The organism is Streptomyces sp. NPDC045695 (genome assembly GCF_056432025.1).
Genome location: NZ_JBWKJU010000007.1, coordinates 196,598 through 213,142, shown reverse-complemented (window position 1 = coordinate 213,142; position 16,545 = coordinate 196,598). Strand labels below are relative to the sequence as shown.

14 protein-coding genes are annotated in these 16,545 nt (G+C 72.4%); 6 read left to right on the top strand and 8 right to left on the bottom strand.

The annotated features are described in order from the left end of the window. Window positions 1-24 precede the first annotated feature (24 nt). Both AC07DU_RS15440 and AC07DU_RS15435 read right to left on the bottom strand, forming a co-directional pair. Window positions 25-2,346: a helix-hairpin-helix domain-containing protein gene (locus tag AC07DU_RS15440; protein ID WP_479111749.1), complete on the bottom strand. Its 2,322-nt coding sequence runs from the start codon at window positions 2,344-2,346 to the stop codon at window positions 25-27. Continuing rightward, window positions 2,343-3,326: an aldo/keto reductase gene (locus AC07DU_RS15435; protein ID WP_360887672.1), complete on the bottom strand. Its 984-nt coding sequence runs from the start codon at window positions 3,324-3,326 to the stop codon at window positions 2,343-2,345. Before AC07DU_RS15435 ends, AC07DU_RS15440 begins: the two co-directional genes overlap by 4 nt. Window positions 3,327-3,426: 100 nt before the next feature. Here AC07DU_RS15435 and AC07DU_RS15430 point away from each other — a divergent pair, with 100 nt between their 5' ends. Both AC07DU_RS15430 and AC07DU_RS15425 read left to right on the top strand, forming a co-directional pair. Next, window positions 3,427-4,476 carry an LLM class F420-dependent oxidoreductase gene (locus AC07DU_RS15430; protein ID WP_479031660.1) on the top strand — a complete coding sequence of 350 codons (1,050 nt, stop codon included), beginning with the start codon at window positions 3,427-3,429 and terminating at the stop codon, window positions 4,474-4,476. Window positions 4,477-4,673: 197 nt separating this feature from the next. After that, window positions 4,674-5,462 (top strand): ferritin-like domain-containing protein, encoded by a 789-nt coding sequence (locus AC07DU_RS15425; RefSeq protein ID WP_479031657.1) that lies wholly within the window; start codon window positions 4,674-4,676, stop codon window positions 5,460-5,462. A 22-nt stretch (window positions 5,463-5,484) separates the two neighbouring features. On the opposite strand, the gene AC07DU_RS15420 is transcribed toward AC07DU_RS15425, so the two are convergent. Continuing rightward, window positions 5,485-6,477 (bottom strand): magnesium and cobalt transport protein CorA, encoded by a 993-nt coding sequence (locus AC07DU_RS15420; protein WP_360887663.1) that lies wholly within the window; start codon window positions 6,475-6,477, stop codon window positions 5,485-5,487. 78 nt (window positions 6,478-6,555) lie between these two features. Here AC07DU_RS15420 and AC07DU_RS15415 point away from each other — a divergent pair, with 78 nt between their 5' ends. From AC07DU_RS15415 to mshC, 4 genes are all read left to right on the top strand, one after another. After that, window positions 6,556-7,275: a histidine phosphatase family protein gene (locus AC07DU_RS15415; RefSeq protein WP_360887660.1), complete on the top strand. Its 720-nt coding sequence runs from the start codon at window positions 6,556-6,558 to the stop codon at window positions 7,273-7,275. A gap of 76 nt (window positions 7,276-7,351) precedes the next feature. Further along, complete coding sequence (locus AC07DU_RS15410; RefSeq protein ID WP_360887657.1) at window positions 7,352-7,942, top strand: DUF3090 domain-containing protein; 591 nt, start codon at window positions 7,352-7,354, stop codon at window positions 7,940-7,942. After that, window positions 7,906-8,757, top strand: a complete 852-nt coding sequence (locus tag AC07DU_RS15405) for an SCO1664 family protein (RefSeq protein WP_479111746.1) — start codon at window positions 7,906-7,908, stop codon at window positions 8,755-8,757. Before AC07DU_RS15410 ends, AC07DU_RS15405 begins: the two co-directional genes overlap by 37 nt. 110 nt (window positions 8,758-8,867) lie before the next feature. Beyond that, window positions 8,868-10,097: a cysteine--1-D-myo-inosityl 2-amino-2-deoxy-alpha-D-glucopyranoside ligase gene (gene mshC, locus AC07DU_RS15400; RefSeq protein WP_479111744.1), complete on the top strand. Its 1,230-nt coding sequence runs from the start codon at window positions 8,868-8,870 to the stop codon at window positions 10,095-10,097. A 114-nt stretch (window positions 10,098-10,211) separates the two neighbouring features. On the opposite strand, the gene AC07DU_RS15395 is transcribed toward mshC, so the two are convergent. The 5 genes from AC07DU_RS15395 to AC07DU_RS15375 form a co-directional block, all read right to left on the bottom strand. After that, on the bottom strand, window positions 10,212-11,219 hold the full coding sequence (locus AC07DU_RS15395; RefSeq protein WP_479031647.1) for a PAC2 family protein: 1,008 nt from the start codon (window positions 11,217-11,219) through the stop codon (window positions 10,212-10,214). 126 nt (window positions 11,220-11,345) lie between these two features. After that, window positions 11,346-12,953, bottom strand: a complete 1,608-nt coding sequence (locus AC07DU_RS15390; RefSeq protein ID WP_479111742.1) for a glycerol-3-phosphate dehydrogenase/oxidase — start codon at window positions 12,951-12,953, stop codon at window positions 11,346-11,348. A 40-nt stretch (window positions 12,954-12,993) separates the two neighbouring features. Then, the gene (glpK, locus tag AC07DU_RS15385; protein WP_360887642.1) at window positions 12,994-14,520 is read right to left on the bottom strand and encodes a glycerol kinase GlpK; all 1,527 of its coding nucleotides are present in this window, start codon (window positions 14,518-14,520) and stop codon (window positions 12,994-12,996) included. A 77-nt stretch (window positions 14,521-14,597) separates the two neighbouring features. Further along, window positions 14,598-15,380, bottom strand: coding sequence for an MIP/aquaporin family protein (locus AC07DU_RS15380; protein WP_366869167.1), 783 nt, complete (start codon window positions 15,378-15,380; stop codon window positions 14,598-14,600). A gap of 314 nt (window positions 15,381-15,694) precedes the next feature. Then, a complete protein-coding gene (locus AC07DU_RS15375; RefSeq protein WP_360887636.1) occupies window positions 15,695-16,462 on the bottom strand; it encodes an IclR family transcriptional regulator in 768 nt (255 codons plus the stop codon). Window positions 16,463-16,545: the final 83 nt, after the last annotated feature.

Below are 16,545 nucleotides of genomic sequence, written 5' to 3'. Positions count from 1 at the left end.
CGGGGCCACGCCGCCACCCCGCTCCTACTCCGGCTGGCCGCCCGCCGCCGCCAGGGCCGTCAGCAGGCTCGTCAGCCGCGTCGTACGCGGCTTCGCCGGCACCTGCGCCACCGCGTGCGCCAGCGCCTGGTCGACGCCGTGCACCACCGACAGGTGCCGCTCGGCCCGCCCGAACGCGGTGTAGACCCAGTCCCGCGACAGCGTCTGCGCGGCGTCACCCGGCAGTACGACGACCACCGCCGGCCAGCGCAGGCCGACGGCCTGATGCGCCGTCACCGCCCAGCCGTGGCGCACCTGCGACTCGACCAGGTCCTTCGGTACGACGATCCGCGCGCCCGCGCGGTCCAGGTGCAGCCCCTGCGCGTCGGCCGACACCACCCGGGCCGCCAGTGCCCGCCCGGGGGACGGCACGTGGACGACCCGGTCGCCGGGATCGAAGCCGCCGAACCGGCCGGGACCTGGGTTCAGCCGCTCCTTCAGGGCGGCGTTCAGCACGCGGGTGCCCGCGGAGCCGCCGTGGCCCGGGGTGATCACCTGCACGCCGTCCGCCGGGATCCCGAAGGCCCGCGGAACGGACTCGGCCACCAGCTGCACGGCCCGGTGCACGGCCTCCCCGGCGTCCTGCACCGGGACGATGACGACCTCCTTGCCGGGGGCGTCGACCTGGTTCAACTCCCCGATCCCCACTCCGGAGACGAGCTCGCCGAGGGGGCCCGGATCCGGGGTGCGGGACACCACCTGGGGGCAGGTGCGGGCCGCCAGCACATCGGCGAACACCCGGCCGGCCCCCGCGGACCCGAGCACTGCGGGGTCCCCGGAGAGCACCAGCCGGGCCCCGTCCGGGACGGACTCGACGAGGGCCGCCGCGCTCTCCACGTCCAGCTGCGGGGCGTCCAGCACCACGAGCAGGTCCAGCTCGAACTGCCCGTCCGCGTCCCGCCCGGGCCCCTCGGCCCCGGCCAGCAGCCCCGCCACGGTCACCGCGCCCTCGCGGGGCGCGTGGCCGGCCAGGCAGACGCGCAGGCCCAGCTCCCGGGCGGCCGCGGCCAGCGCGAGCGGCTCGGCGCGGGCCGCCTCGCCGCCGGTGTGGGTGACCAGGCCGTGGCCCGCGGCGGCGCGGACCAGCTCGGCGCCCGCGCCCGTGGCGACCTCGTCCCAGTCCGCCGGGCCCTCGAAGGTGGTGGCCAGCCGGGCCAGGCCGTCGGCCAGGCTCTCCTCGGCCATCGCGGCGCCCTCCAGGCCCACGAGGATCCTCACGGGCTGTTCCTCGTCCTCGGCGACGGGCGGTCCGAGGGGTTCGTGGAAGACCAGCACCGAGCCCTCGGCGATGGCCTGTTCCAGCGCCTCGGCCGGATCCGGTACGGCGTACTGGGCCAGTGCCTTCTGCAGGACCGGAGCCTCCAGGGCCGTGTGCCCCTTGAGCCCGGCCTGGGCCAGCAGCCAGCCCACCAGGGCCGTCGTGCGGCGTTCGTCACCGGGACCGGCCCCCGGGCCCAGCAGGGCCCGTGCGAAACCGTCCGCCTGGGCCGGGCGCACGGCGGGGACCGCCAGCAGCCGCCAGGGGTTCTCGGAGAGCTGCTCGGCGGCGCCGTCACCGAGGGCCGCCGCGGCGGCCCCGGCCAGGGCCTCGGGGGCGCCGCCCCGGGCCAGCACCTCGCGGACGGCGCCGACGTCCGCGACGGCGGGCGCCGGTGCCGGCGGCGCGGGGGCGGGCCGCTGGGGCTGCGCGGGCGCGGGCGCCGCCCGGCGCGGGGCGGCCGGGGCCTCGTCGAAGTACACGGCGGGCGGCTTCGCTCCGCTCTCCACGGCCCGTACGGCGGCCAGCAGGTCGGCGGCCTTCCCGCTGAGCTTCGCCCCGGCCTCGACGGGCGCCTCGCGCTCGGCCTTGCGCCGGGCGATCCGCTCCCGCTCGACCTTCTGCGCGGCCAGTTCGGCCTGGGCCTCGCTGAGCGCGGCGCCGGCGGCGGGCTCGGCAGGGGTGAGGGGCTCGGCCCCGGGCCCCGCGTCACCGGCTTCGCCCGGACCGGCGCCGGCCGGCCCTTCCGTGCCAAGTGCGCTCTCGCCCGCGCCGGGCTCGGTCCCGGTTCCGGCGCCGGCCGCGTCATCGGCTCCCGCGGGGGCGTCCGTCCCCGCCTCGGCAGCGGGCCCTGCGGGGCTTTCCCCCGCCCCGCCCCTTCCCGAAACCACGGGCTCGGCCCCTGGACCCCGCTCCTCGGCTTCGCTGGCCTCGCCCGGGTCGGCGGCTGTGGTCATGGGGGTGTCCTCCGTGCTGCTCGGTCCGGCCTGGGCCGAGTCGGGGCCGGCTTCCTCCGCGGCAGCGGTATCGGCGTGGCGGTCCGTACTCACAGCGTGCTCCAGTCCTGATCGGGATAGCGGTGCACCGGGGCCGAAACATCGTCCAGCGCCCGGCAGATCTCCTCGGGAAGACTAAGCGCCTCCACCGACAATGCCGCCGCGAGCTGGTCGGACGTCCGCGCGCCGACGACCGGGGCGACCACGCCCGGCCGGTCCCGGATCCACGCCAGGGCCACCTGGAGCGGGGTCACGGCCAAGCCCTGGGCGGCGGTCGCCACCGCGTCGACGATCCGCCCCGCCGCCTCGTCGAGGTAGGGGTCCACGAGGGCGGCCAGGGACTCCGAGGCGCCCCGGGAGTCCGCCGGGGTGCCGTCCCGGTACTTGCCCGTCAGCACCCCGCGGCCCAGCGGGGAGGAGGGCAGCAGTCCGATCCCGAGGTCCAGCGCGGCCGGCAGCACCTCCCGTTCCACGCCGCGCTGCAGCAGCGAGTACTCCATCTGCGTCGAGGCCAGCCGGGTCCGTACCCCGGGCGCCGCGAGCTGCCAGGTCGCCGCCTTCGCCAGCTGCCAGCCGCAGAAGCCCGCCACCCCGGCATACCGGGCCCGGCCGCTGCTGACGGCCAGGTCCAGCGCCTGCAGGGTCTCCTCCAGCGGCGTGGACGGGTCGAAGGCGTGCACCTGCCAGAGGTCCACGTGGTCGGTGCCCAGCCGGTCCAGCGAGGCGTCGAGGGCGGCGAGCAGATGTCCGCGCGAGCCGTCGAACCGCCGGTCCGGGTCCGGGACGCTGCCCGCCTTGGTCGCGATCACCAGGTCCCGGCGCGGGACGAGGCCGGCCATCAGCCGCCCGAGGAGGTACTCCGCCTCCCCGCCTCCGTAGACGTCGGCGGTGTCGACGAGCGTGCCGCCCGCCTCCCAGAACGTCTTCACCTGTTCGGCGGCGGCTTCCTCGCCGGTGTCACGGCCCCAGGTGAGGGTGCCGAGGCCGATCCGGGAGACGCGCAGTCCGGTGCGGCCGAGATGCCTCTGCTCCATGAGGGCTGAGACTACTGGGGCACTGCCGCGGAGGTCCCGGGCGCGCTACAGTCCCCGCAGACCTACGTTACTGATCGGTAAACCGGTAAGGGGACGACACATGCGGCTCGGTATCAATCTCGGTTACTGGGGTGCGGGCATGGACGCCGACAACCTCGCCGTCGCCCAGGAGGCCGACCGTCTCGGCTACGACGTCTGCTGGGCCGCCGAGGCCTACGGCTCCGACGCCCCGACCGTGCTGGCCTGGGTCGCCGCCCAGACCGAGCGCATCGACGTCGGCTCGGCGATCCTCCAGATCCCGGCCCGTCAGCCCGCGATGACCGCCATGACCGCGGCCACCCTCGACTCCCTGACCAAGGGCCGCTTCCGGCTCGGCCTCGGCGTCTCCGGCCCCCAGGTCTCCGAGGGCTGGTACGGCGTCAAGTTCGACAAGCCGCTCGCCCGGACCCGGGAGTACGTGGAGATCGTCCGCAAGGCGATGAGCCGCGAGCGCCTCTCCTACGAGGGCGAGCACTGGACCCTGCCGCTGCCGGGCGGGCCGGGCAAGCCGCTCAAGCTGACCGTCCACCCCGAGCGGGAGCACATCCCCCTCTACATCGCCGCCATCGGGCCCAAGAACCTGGAGCAGACCGGCGAGATCGCCGACGGCGCGCTGCTGATCTTCCCGGCCGCCGAGCACCTGGAGGCCACCGCGCTCACCCACATCCGGGCGGGCCGCGAGAAGGCCGGGCTGAGCATGGACGGCTTCGACGTCTGCCCGACCGTGCCGCTGGCCGTCGGCGAGGACGTGAACGCGCTCGCGGACATGTTCCGCCCGTACACCGCCCTGTACGTGGGCGGCATGGGCAGCCGTAAGCAGAACTTCTACAACCAGCTGGCCCAGCGCATGGGGTACGAGAAGGAAGCGGCCGAGATCCAGGACAAGTACCTGGCCGGGGACAAGGCGGGCGCGGCCGAGGCCGTCCCCCACTCGCTGATCGACTCGACCACGCTGCTCGGCCCGGTCGCGCGGATCGCGGACGGCATGCGGGCCTACGCGGAAGCCGGGGTCACCACCCTGACGCTGGCCCCCGCCGGATTCACCCTGGACGAGCGGATCGCCGCCCTGCGCGCCGGCACGGAGGCCATGGAGCTGGCCGGTCTCGCCTGAGCGCACGCGGTAGGGGGAAGAGGTCTGCGGCCGTGGTGGGGGCTCGGGGGGTCTTCCCCGCCACGGCCGACACAGCCAACAACGCGCCGGGCGCCCGTGGGGTTACGCGCCGCGGGCCATCGCCTCGTTTCGTTCATTCGGACGAGTAGTGCGACCTATCGGTTGCCCGCCCCGGCTGGCGGCGTTTGACTCGTTGCATGCTCTCTGCCCGCAGCCTGTTCCAGGAGATCGTCGACCACGACGACTCCTTCCAGCTGTTCTGCTCCATCGCCGCCAGCGGCGAGACCCAGGGCGGCTGGGAGAACGCCCGTATCGCAGCCCTCGTGCCCGACGGCATGCGCTACCTCGCCCCCAAGATCGTCCGGCACGGCGCCGACGAGGACAAGCACGGCCGGATCTTCAACGCCCTGCTGCGCAAGCGCGGCCTGCCGCCCGTCCCGGTACCGCCCGAGACCGACTACACGATGCTGCTGGAACGCCGCGGCATCGGGCTCGCGCACGACAAACTGCGCCGCCAGGAAGCGCTGAGCGAGGAGGACATCGTCGTCTACCTCGCGCACAGCCGGGTCACCGAACAGCGCGCCGCCGACCAGATGGACATGCTGGTCACCTACTTCGGCGACCATCCCGAGGTGGGCAAGGCCATCCACATGATCAGCAACGACGAGGACAACCACCTCTCCTACTGCCACGAGGAACTGCTGCGGCTGGCCCGCGCGGGCCACGGCCGGACCATCCAGCGGGTGCTCCGCGAGAGCGCGCTCACCGAGATCGCCGTCTACCGCGACGTCAGCCTCGCCGTCATGGACCACATGGGGCGGCTGCTGCACTGGCCCGCACCGAAGGCGGCCGTGCTCGCCGCCGGCATCCGCGCGATGTACGCCTACGAGCGCTTCAGCGGCTGGCACCGGATGGTGAACCTGCGGATGCCGGAGCGCCGTGACGCCCTGGGCGGCGCACCGGTCACCTCGCCCGAATTCGCGTAGCCCGCGCGGGGCGCCGGGCTCCCTAGAGCCAGCCCCGGCGCTTGAACATCCGGTGCAGGCCCAGACACGCCGCCGCCATGACCACCAGCACCGCGGGATAGCCCCAGGTGTGCCTGAGCTCGGGCATGTGGTCGAAGTTCATCCCGTAGATCCCCGCCACCATGGTGGGGACGGCCGCCATCGCGGCCCACGCCGAGATCTTGCGCATGTCGTCGTTCTGCCGGACGCCCATCTGCGCGAGGTGCGCCGACAAGGCGTCCGACAGCAGCCGGTCCAGCCCCTCGATGTACTCGTTCGCCTTGGTCAGGTGGTCGGCGACGTCGCGGAAGAACGGCTGGGCGTGTCCGTGGACGAAGGGCACCTGCCCGAAGGCGAGCCGGTCCATCGGCTGGAGGAGCGGGCTCGTCGCCCTGCGGAACTCCAGCACCTGGCGCTTGAACGCGTAGATCCGGGCGGCGGTGTTCTTGGTGTCCGAGGCGTTCGGGGCGAAGACCTCGGCCTCCAGCTCCTCCAGGTCGGCCTGGAGCTCGGCCGCCACCTCGATGTAGTGGTCGACCACCGCGTCGCAGACCGCGTACAGCACCGCCGTCGGGCCGTGCCGCAGCACCTGCGGCTCCTGCTCCAGCCGGTGGCGCACGGCGGCCAGCGGGGCCCCCTGGCCGTGCCGGACGGTGACGACGAACGAGTCGCCTATGAAAACCATCAGCTCGCCCGCGCTCACCCGGTCGGCGGCCTCGTCGTAGAGCACCGGCTTGAGCACGACGAACAGCGAATCGTCGTACACCTCCAGCTTCGGGCGCTGGTGGGCGGTCAGCGCGTCCTCCACCGCCAGCGGGTGCAGACCGAACTCCCGGCGGACGTGGTCGAACTCCTCGGCCGACGGCTCGTGCATGCCGACCCAGAGGAAGGCGTCACCGGTCGCCCTCGCCTCGTCGAGGGCGTCGGAGAAGTCCTCCGGTCCGTCGGTACGGCGGCCGTCCCGGTAAATCGCGCAGTCGACAATCACGCGGCGCATTCTTCCCTGCCACGGCCCCCGCACGCACGTGACACCGCGCACGGTCTGATCCACAGGACACCACCTAGGCTGGGGTCCATGGCCACGCTGATCCTCGTACGACACGGGCGGTCCACCGCCAACACCGCTGGGCTGCTCGCCGGATGGACCCCGGGAGTGGCCCTCGACGAGCGCGGCGCCGAACAGGCCGCCGCGCTGCCCGGACGACTGGCCGGGGTGCCGCTCGCCGCCGCCGTCACCAGCCCGCTGCAACGCTGCCGGGAGACCCTCGCGCCCCTGCTGGCCGCCAGGCCGGAGCTGGAGCTGCACACCGACGAGCGGATCGGCGAGTGCCACTACGGCGACTGGTCGGGCCGCAAACTCGCCGAACTCTCCGACGAACCGCTGATGAAGATCGTCCAGCAGCACCCGTCCGCTGCCGCCTTCCCCGGCGGGGAGTCCATGCGCGCCATGCAGGCGCGCGCCGTGGAAGCCGTACGGGAGTGGAACGCGCGCGTCGAGGAGACGCACGGGAGCGACGCGGTCTTCCTGATGTGCTCGCACGGCGACATCATCAAGTCCCTCGTCGCGGACGCCCTGGGCATGCACCTGGACCTCTTCCAGCGGATCCACGTCGACCCGTGCTCGGTGACCGCCGTCCGCTACACGCCCACGCGGCCGTTCCTGTTCCGGCTGGGTGACACCGGGGACTTCGGCTCGCTCGTGGTGCGCCCGGCCGCGCCGGAGGCCGTCGCATCGGACAAAGACGCCGAAGCCGCTGGGAACGCCGTCGTGGGCGGCGGCTCGGGCGCGGCATGATCGGACGGCGCAGTAGGGTGGACGGGCCCACACACGGGGGCAGACCTGCCCCGCCGCCGAGACTTGGAGACTGGACGTGCCCCGTCAGGTGTTCCTCTACGACCCCCCGGACCGCTTCGTGGCCGGCACGGTCGGCCTTCCGGGACGCCGTACGTTCTTCCTGCAGGCCTCCGCGGGCCCCCGGGTCACCAGCGTCTCCCTGGAGAAGACCCAGGTAGCGGCGCTGGCCGAGCGGATGGACGAGCTGCTGGACGAGGTCGTACGGCGGACGGGCGGCAACGCCCCGGTCCCGGCCGTCGCCCCGGCCGAGGCAGCCGACACCGCGCCCCTCGACGTCCCCGTCGACGAGGAGTTCCGCGTCGGCACCATGGCCCTCGCCTGGGACGGCGAGGAACAGCGGATGATCGTCGAGGCCCAGGCCCTCGTGGAACTCGACGCCGACTCCGACGAGGACCTCGCCGAGGCGGAGGAGCGCATGCTCCAGGACGAGGAGAACGGCCCGCCGATGCTGCGGGTCCGCCTCACCGGCGCCCAGGCCCGGGCCTTCGCCAAGCGGGCCCTGGACGTGGTCAACGCCGGCCGCCCGCCGTGCCCGCTGTGCAGCCTGCCGCTGGACCCGGAGGGACACGTGTGCCCGCGCCAGAACGGCTACCGGCGCCAGGCGTGAGCGACACGGGGGAGCGTGAGCACCTGCTCGCCGAGGGCGAGCTGACGGTCGTCGGCCGGATCCGTGAGGCGTCCAACGCCGTCCTGCTGTGCAGGGTCGAGCACGAGGGGGCCGGCGCCGACTGCGTGTACAAGCCGGTCAAGGGGGAGCGGCCGCTGTGGGACTTCCCCGACGGGAACCTCGCCCGGCGCGAGGTCGCGGCCTACCTGGTCTCCGAGGCAACCGGATGGGGCCTGGTACCCCCCACCGTGCTGCGTGACGGCCCCTACGGCGAAGGCATGGTCCAGTGGTGGGTCGAGGCGGCGCAGGAGGACGGCGGGGCGTCCGCGCCGCCCCCGCTGCTCGCGCTGGTCGACGGCGAGGAGGCGGGGGAGGGCTGGAAGCCCGTCGCGCTCGCCGAGGTCGCCGAGGGCCGCACGGCCCTGCTCGTGCACGCCGACCACCCGGACCTGCGCCGGCTCTCCGTGCTCGACGCCGTGATCAACAACGGCGACCGCAAGGGCGGCCACCTGCTGACCGCGCCCGACGGGCGGCTCTACGGCATCGACCACGGCGTGAGCTTCCACGCCGAGGACAAACTGCGCACCCTGCTGTGGGGCTGGGCGGGCGAGCCGCTGACGGACGAGGCGCGTGAGGTACTGGCCAAGCTGGCCGCCGAGCTGGCCGAGGGCGCCCCCCTCGCCACCCGGCTGGCCGAACTGATCACGGCGGCCGAGCTGGCCGCCGTACGGGACCGGGTGGCGCACCTGCTGCGCACCGGCACCCACCCGCAGCCGTCCGGTCAGTGGCCGTCGATCCCCTGGCCACCGGTCTGAACCGGCCATCGGCCGCACGCATATTTCCGGCCAGACCGCAAGAGTGCCGATCAAGACAACACCGCAGGTCCGGTTCGTTTCCGGAACATCCGTCCGGTTAGGCTCGTGACATGCATGCCTGGCCCGCTTCTGAGGTCCCCGCCCTTCCTGGCAAGGGCCGCGACCTCAAGATCCACGACACCGCGACCCAGGGGACGATCACCCTCGCCCCCGGTCCCGTCGCCCGTATCTACGTCTGCGGCATCACTCCGTACGACGCGACCCACATCGGTCACGCGGCGACCTACAACGCGTTCGACCTCGTGCAACGCGTGTGGCTCGACACCAAGCGGCAGGTCCACTACGTCCAGAACGTCACGGACGTGGACGACCCGCTGCTGGAGCGGGCGCTGCGAGACGGCCACGACTGGACCGAGCTGGCGGAGCGCGAGACCGCGCTCTTCCGCGAGGACATGACGGCCCTGCGGATGCTGCCGCCGCAGCACTACATCGGAGCCGTCGAGGCCATACCCGGGATCGTGCCGCTCGTCGAGCGGCTGCGGGACGCGGGCGCCGCGTACGAGCTCGAAGGCGACGTCTACTTCTCGGTCGAATCCGACCCGCACTTCGGCGGGGTCTCCAACCTCGACGCGCAGGCGATGCGGCTGCTCTCGGCGGAGCGGGGCGGCGACCCCGACCGGCCGGGGAAGAAGAACCCGCTGGACCCGATGCTGTGGATGGCCGCGCGTCCGGGCGAGCCGAGCTGGGACGGCGGCTCGCTGGGCCGCGGCCGGCCGGGCTGGCACATCGAGTGCGTGGCCATCGCCCTGGACCACCTGGGCATGGGCTTCGACGTCCAGGGCGGCGGGTCGGACCTGGCGTTCCCGCACCACGAGATGGGCGCCTCGCACGCGCAGGTCCTGACGGGCGAGTTCCCGATGGCCAAGGCGTACGTGCACGCGGGCATGGTGGCGCTGCACGGCGAGAAGATGTCGAAGTCGAAGGGCAACCTCGTCTTCGTGTCCGCGCTGCGGCGCGCGGCGGTGGACCCGGCGGCGATCCGCCTCGCCCTCCTCTCGCACCACTACCGGGCCGACTGGGAGTGGACGGACGAGGTCCTCGCCGAGGCGGTGGCCCGCCTGGAGCGCTGGCGCGCGGCCGTGTCCCGCCCGGACGGCCTGCCGGCAGACGCGGTCGTCGAGGAGGTCCGCGCGGCCCTGTCGAACGACCTGGACGCCCCCGCCGCACTGGCGGCGGTGGACCGCTGGGTCGACGCGCAGAACGCCTCGGACGGCGACGACGAGTCGGCCCCCGGCCTGATCTCCCGCACGGTCGACGCCCTCCTGGGCGTGGCCCTGTAACCGGCGGCGCCGCTGAAAGATCGCCTCAAACGCCGGCGGGGCTGGAGAATCCAGCCCCGCCGGCGTTTGAGGCGCGGGGTCCGGGGCAGCGCCCCGGGAAGCGGCCCGCGCGGGCTACGCCTCCGGGGGCTCCGGCGGGGTCTCGTCCTCCGGCGGGGTCACGGCCGGGGGCTGCGGCTCCTCCGCAGAGGGGTCCGGCTTGCGCCTCGGAGGGCGGGTCAGGCCGCTGGAGGTGTCCCGCAGGTACGACCCGTCACCCGGCTCGCCCCCCGCGGCCGCGGAAGGGTCGCGCCGCCGCAGGTAGCGCTCGAACTCCCGCGCGATCGCGTCGCCCGAGGCCTCCGGCAGGTCCGCCGTGTCCCGCGCCTCCTCCAGCGTCTGGACGTACTCCGCCACCTCGCTGTCCTCGGCGGCCAGTTGGTCCACGCCCAGCTGCCACGCCCGCGCGTCCTCGTGGAGTTCGCCCAGCGGGATCCGGATGTCGATCAGGTCCTCCAGCCGGTTCAGCAGCGCCAGCGTCGCCTTGGGGTTCGGCGGCTGCGACACGTAGTGCGGCACCGCCGCCCACAGCGACACCGCCGGGACGCCCGCGTGCGTACAGGCCTCCTGGAGGATGCCGACGATGCCGGTCGGGCCCTCGTACTTGGTCTCCTCCAGGTCCATCGTCCGCGCCAGGTCCGCGTCCGAGGTGACCCCGCTCACCGGCACCGGCCGGGTGTGCGGGGTGTCGCCGAGCAGCGCCCCCAGGATGACCACCATCTCCACGCCCAGTTCGTGGGCGAAGCCCAGGATCTCGTTGCAGAACGACCGCCACCGCATGGACGGTTCGATCCCCCGGACCAGCACCAGGTCGCGCGGCTTCGCCCCGCCGATCCGGACCACCGACAGCCGTGTCGTCGGCCACGTGATCTTCCGTACCCCGTTGTCCAGCCACACCGTCGGCCGGTTGACCTGGAAGTCGTAGTAGTCCTCGGCGTCCAGAGCCGCGAAGACCTCGCCCTTCCACTCCCGGTCCAGGTGTGCGACCGCACCGGAGGCCGCGTCACCCGCGTCGTTCCAGCCCTCGAACGCGGCCACCATGACCGGGTCGATCAGCTCGGGCACGCCCTCAAGCTCGATCACCCAGGTCTCCTTCCGAAGTTCCTTGCGTACGTGGGTCAGCCTAAGCCTTGAGGGGACACCGGCCACAGCCCACGACAGAGGGGCGGTTCCCCCCGGAACCGCCCCTCTTCCCCACCTGCGTCGCAGCTATGCCTTGTGGGCCAGCATCTCCTCGACCCGGGCGCGCACGGCCGCGTCGTCCAGGCCGCGGATCGTCACGGTCGTGCGCCGGCGCAGCACGTCGTCGACCGTCTCGGCCCACTCGTTGTCACGGGCGTAGGCGACCTGCGCCCAGATCTCCGGACCGTCCGGGTGGATGCGCTCGGCCAGCGCCGGGTCCTCGTTCGCGAGGCGCGCGATGTCGAAGGCCAGCGAACCGTAGTGCGAGGCCAGGTGGCGCGCGGTCAGCGGGTCCATCCGGCTGCCCGGCTCGCGGTCCACCAGCAGCCGGTGCGCGACCGCGTTCGGGTTGGCGACACCGGGCAGCGCGATCCGGCGTACGAGGGACTTCACCGGCTCCATGTCCTCGGTGAGCGGGCTGCCCGGGAGCTTGGCCAGCTTGTCCATGACCACGCGACCGATGTGGCGGTACGTCGTCCACTTGCCGCCGGCCACCGACAGCATGCCGCCGGCGCCCTCGGAGACGACCGTCTCGCGCTTGGCCTTCTCCACGCCGCCGGGGCCGCCGGGCAGCACCCGCAGGCCTGCGAAGGCGTACGTCATCAGCGAGCGGTCGAGGTCCGCGTCCTTCACGGAGAAGGCCGCCTCGTCCAGGATCTGCTGGATGTCGGACTCGGTGGCGCGCACGTCCGCCGGGTCGCCCTCGTACACCTCGTCGGTGGTGCCGAGCAGCAGCTGGTCCTCCCACGGGAGGGCGAAGGTGATGCGGTACTTGTCGATCGGGGTGGCCATGGCGGCCTTCCACGGCGACTTGCGCTTCATGACGATGTGCGCGCCCTTGGACAGGCGGATCGACGGCATCGAGTGCTTGTCTTCCATGCGCCGCAGGTGGTCCACCCACGGGCCGGTGGCGTTGAGCACGACGCGGGCGTCGATCCCGAACTCGGTGCCGTCCAGGCGGTCCTTGAGCTCGGCGCCGGTGACCCGGCCGCGCGTCTTGCGCAGCCCCGTGACCTCGGCGTGGTTGAGGACGACCGCGCCGGACTCGACGGCCGCGCGGACCGTCATGACGGCGACGCGGGAGTCGTTCATCTGGTGGTCGTAGTAGACGGCGACGGCCTTGAGGTTGTCCGTCTTCAGACCGGGGTTGTCGGCGGCGGCACGGGCCGGGGATATGACCTTGCCCATGCCGTCGCCGAAGGCCGAGAGGGCGGAGTAGGCGAAGACGCCCGCGCCCAGCTTGGCCGCACCGACCGGCCCGCCCTTGTAGACCGGCAGGTAGAAGGTGAGCGGGTTGACCAGGTGCGGGGCCACGTCCTTGGCCAGCACCCGGCGCTCGTGGTGGTTCTCCGCGACCAGCTTGACCGCGCCGGTCTGCAGGTAACGCAGGCCGCCGTGGACGAGCTTGGACGAGGCCGAGGAGGTGGCGCCGGCGAAGTCGCCGGCGTCCACCATGGCGACCCGCAGGCCCGACTGCGCGGCGTGCCAGGCCACCGAGGTGCCCAGGATTCCACCGCCGATGACCAGCAGGTCGTACGTGGCCTTCGACAGCTGCTCACGGGTCTCGGCGCGGCTCGCGTTCGAACCGGCGGTCGGGTGCGTACCCAGGGCGGGAACGCTCTGCAGGCTGCTCATATCTCTTTAGCTCCTCGTCGATTGACTCAGCTGAGTGCGGTCAGCTGGCGTCTTCGTCGTCGACCCAGCCCATGGACCGCTCCACGGCCTTGAGCCAGCTCTTGTACTCGCGGTCCCGCTGCTCGGCGGGCATCCGCGGGGTCCACTCCGCCGCGCGGCGCCAGTTGGCGCGCAGGGCGTCGGTGTCGGGCCAGAAGCCGACGGCCAGGCCGGCGGCGTAGGCGGCGCCGAGGCAGGTGGTCTCGGCGACCATCGGGCGCACCACGGGGGCGTCCAGGAAGTCCGAGAGCGTCTGCATCAGCAGGTTGTTGGAGGTCATGCCGCCGTCGACCTTCAGGGCCGCGAGCTCGACGCCCGAGTCCTTGGTCATGGCGTCGGTGATCTCGCGGGTCTGCCAGGCGGTGGCCTCCAGGACGGCACGGGCGATGTGCGCCTTGGTGACGTACCGGGTGAGGCCGGCGATCACACCGCGGGCGTCGGAGCGCCAGTACGGGGCGAAGAGACCGGAGAAGGCGGGCACGAAGTAGGCGCCGCCGTTGTCCTCGACCGAGGAGGCCAGGGTCTCGATCTCGGCCGCGGACTTGATCAGGCCCATCTGGTCGCGCATCCACTGGACGAGCGAGCCGGTGACGGCGATGGAGCCCTCCAGCGCGTAGACCGGCTTCTGGTCGCCGATCTGGTAGCCGACCGTGGTCAGCAGGCCGCTGTAGGAGTTGATGATCTTGTCGCCGGTGTTCATCAGCATGAACGTTCCGGTGCCGTACGTGGACTTCGCCTCGCCCTCGGCGAAACAGGTCTGGCCGAACAGGGCGGCCTGCTGGTCACCGAGCGCCGAGGCGACCGGGACACCGGCGAGGACGCCGTCCTTGACGTGGCCGTAGACCTCGGCGGAGGACTTGATCTCCGGGAGGACGTTGAGCGGGACGCCCATGGACTCGGCGATCTTCTCGTCCCAGGCCAGGGTGTGGAGGTTCATCAGCATGGTGCGCGAGGCGTTGGTGACGTCGGTGACGTGCACACCGCCCTGGGCGCCGCCGGTGAGGTTCCAGATGACCCAGGAGTCCATGGTGCCGAAGAGGATGTCGCCGGCCTCGGCGCGCTCGCGCAGGCCCTCGACGTTGTCGAGCATCCAGCGGACCTTCGGGCCGGCGAAGTAGCTCGCCAGCGGCAGGCCGGTCTCGCGGCGGAAGCGGTCCTGGCCGACGTTTCGGCCGAGCTCCTTGCACAGGGCGTCGGTGCGGGTGTCCTGCCAGACCAGCGCGTTGTGGACCGGCTCGCCGGTGTTCTTGTCCCACATCAGCGTGGTCTCGCGCTGGTTGGTGATGCCGACGGCCTTGACGTCGGCCGCGGTGATCTCGGCCTTGGCGATGGCGCCCGCGACGACCTCCTGGACGTTGGTCCAGATCTCGGTGGCGTCGTGCTCGACCCAGCCCGGCTTCGGGAAGATCTGCTCGTGCTCCTTCTGGTCGACGGCCACGATGCGGCCGTCGCGGTCGAAGACGATGCAGCGGGAGGAGGTGGTGCCCTGGTCGATCGCGGCGATGAAGGGGCCGGTGCTGCTGGTCATGTGGCTGCTCCTGGCAGGTCTGATGAGTAGGCGGAATCAGGAGGGCGGTACGGATCTTGCGATCTTGCCGGTGCTGATCAGGCGAACGCGATGTTGTACAGACCACCGGCGAGCGCGGCACCGACGAGCGGGCCGGCCACCGGGATCCAGGAGTATCCCCAGTCGGAGCCGCCCTTGTTGGGCAGCGGCAGCAGGGCGTGCACGATGCGCGGACCGAGGTCGCGCACCGGGTTGATGGCGTAGCCGGTCGGACCGCCCAGCGAGAGGCCGATGCCGACGACCACGAACGAGGTGATCAGGACACCGATGACACCGAGGCCCTGACCGTCGGCCTGGAGGCCCTGGGTCAGGATGGCCAGGACCAGGACGGCGGTGCCGATGATCTCGGTCGCGAGGTTCTGTACGACGTTACGGATCTCGGGGCCCGTGGAGAAGATGCCGAGCACCGGACCGGCCACGTCGTGCGGGTGCGGGTCCTCGGGACCGAGCTTGGCGTCGCGGATGTGCTCCGGGTCCGCCAGGTGCACGCGGAACTGGCCGTAGTAGGTGATCCACATGAGGACCGCGCCGAGCATGGCGCCCAGCAGCTGACCGGCGAAGTAGAGGGGCACGTCGCCCCACTCACCGGTCTTGACGGCTATGCCGACCGTGACCGCCGGGTTGAGGTGCGCACCGGAGAGCGGCGCGGACACGTAGGCGGCGATCAGTACGGCGAATCCCCAGCCGAAGGTGATGGCGAGCCAGCCTGCGTTGCGGGCCTTGGAGCTCTTGAGTGTCACTGCGGCGCAGACGCCACCGCCGAGCAGTGTGAGCAGGGCGGTACCGATGGTCTCGCCGATGAAGATGTCGGAGCTGGACACCCGCGACTCCTTACGTACGTCCAGGGGTGGGCGGACACCGGGTCCCTCCGGTGGGTCCGCGCACTCGGTGAGTGCTGCACCGGTCCTTGGCCTTGTCGCATCCTAGCGCGTATTGCCGTCAGGTGTTCGACAATGCCGACCGGTGAACGGCAGTTTTCCGCCCAAGTGAAGAATGCGTCAAGGGCTCGCCATGCCAAGGTGTCGGATCGTTACCACTAGGTACGATCGCCCAAATCCGGCCAACCTGTGGTCGGGATATGGCGAAAAGTGGGCAGAAAGCAGCCAGATGGCGGCTCTGAGGTGTTAAAGGAAGGTCAGAACCGGCCCGCGCCGAGGTCGCGTGAAACCGCGCGCGCACAGTCCCGCACCGAGGCCACCAGGGCCGCGTGGGGTTCTCCGGACTCCCCGCAGACCCGTTCCACGGCGCCCGCCACCGCGACCGCCCCGACCGGCATGCGCCGCCGGTCGTGGATGGGCGCCGCCACCGAGGCGATGCCCTCCCAGGTCTCCTCGACGTCGGCGGCCCAGCCCCGGGCCCGGGTCAGGCTCAGGATCTCCTCGAACCCGGCGCCGTCCGTGACCGTACGGGGGGTGAACGCCTCGCGCTCCACCTCCAGGGCCTGGGTGTGCGCGACCGGGTCGTACGCGGACAGCACCTTGCCCAGCGCGGTCGAGTGCAGCGGCTGCATGGCGCCGACCTCCAGCACCTGACGGCTGTCGTCGGGCCGGAACACGTGGTGCATGATCAGCACCCCGCTCTTGTGCAGCACGCCCACGTACGTGCTCTCGCCGCTCGCGCGGGCCAGGTCGTCCGTCCACACCAGGGCGCGGGCGCGCAGCTCGTGCACGTCGAGGTAGCTGTTGCCCAGGCGCAGCAGCTCCGCGCCCAGCTGATAGCGGCCGGAGGCGGGGTCCTGCTCCACGAAGCCCTCGGCCTGCAGGGTGCGCAAGATGCCGTGCGCGGTGCCCTTGGCCAGGCCCAGGGAGGAGGCCACGTCGGAGAGCCCCAGCCGGCGCTCGCCGCCGGCCAGGAGTCGCAGCATCGCAGCGGCTCGTTCGAGCGACTGGATGTTCCGTGCCATCGTGCAGCCTCCTGCTGACCTTGCTGTCCATGGTGACCGTCTTGACGCGGTTCGACAATGCTGAACACTATCGGTCGATGCCG

What these genes read in the sequence shown, in the direction of transcription:
- AC07DU_RS15435 (WP_360887672.1), bottom strand. Translation starts at nt 3,326, where the DNA reads ATGGAGCAGAGGCATCTCGGCCGCACCGGACTGCGCGTCTCCCGGATC.
- AC07DU_RS15430 (WP_479031660.1), top strand. Translation starts at nt 3,427, where the DNA reads ATGCGGCTCGGTATCAATCTCGGTTACTGGGGTGCGGGCATGGACGCC.
- AC07DU_RS15425 (WP_479031657.1), top strand. Translation starts at nt 4,674, where the DNA reads ATGCTCTCTGCCCGCAGCCTGTTCCAGGAGATCGTCGACCACGACGAC.
- AC07DU_RS15420 (WP_360887663.1), bottom strand. Translation starts at nt 6,477, where the DNA reads ATGCGCCGCGTGATTGTCGACTGCGCGATTTACCGGGACGGCCGCCGT.
- AC07DU_RS15415 (WP_360887660.1), top strand. Translation starts at nt 6,556, where the DNA reads ATGGCCACGCTGATCCTCGTACGACACGGGCGGTCCACCGCCAACACC.
- mshC (WP_479111744.1), top strand. Translation starts at nt 8,868, where the DNA reads ATGCATGCCTGGCCCGCTTCTGAGGTCCCCGCCCTTCCTGGCAAGGGC.
- AC07DU_RS15390 (WP_479111742.1), bottom strand. Translation starts at nt 12,953, where the DNA reads ATGAGCAGCCTGCAGAGCGTTCCCGCCCTGGGTACGCACCCGACCGCC.
- glpK (WP_360887642.1), bottom strand. Translation starts at nt 14,520, where the DNA reads ATGACCAGCAGCACCGGCCCCTTCATCGCCGCGATCGACCAGGGCACC.
- AC07DU_RS15375 (WP_360887636.1), bottom strand. Translation starts at nt 16,462, where the DNA reads ATGGCACGGAACATCCAGTCGCTCGAACGAGCCGCTGCGATGCTGCGA.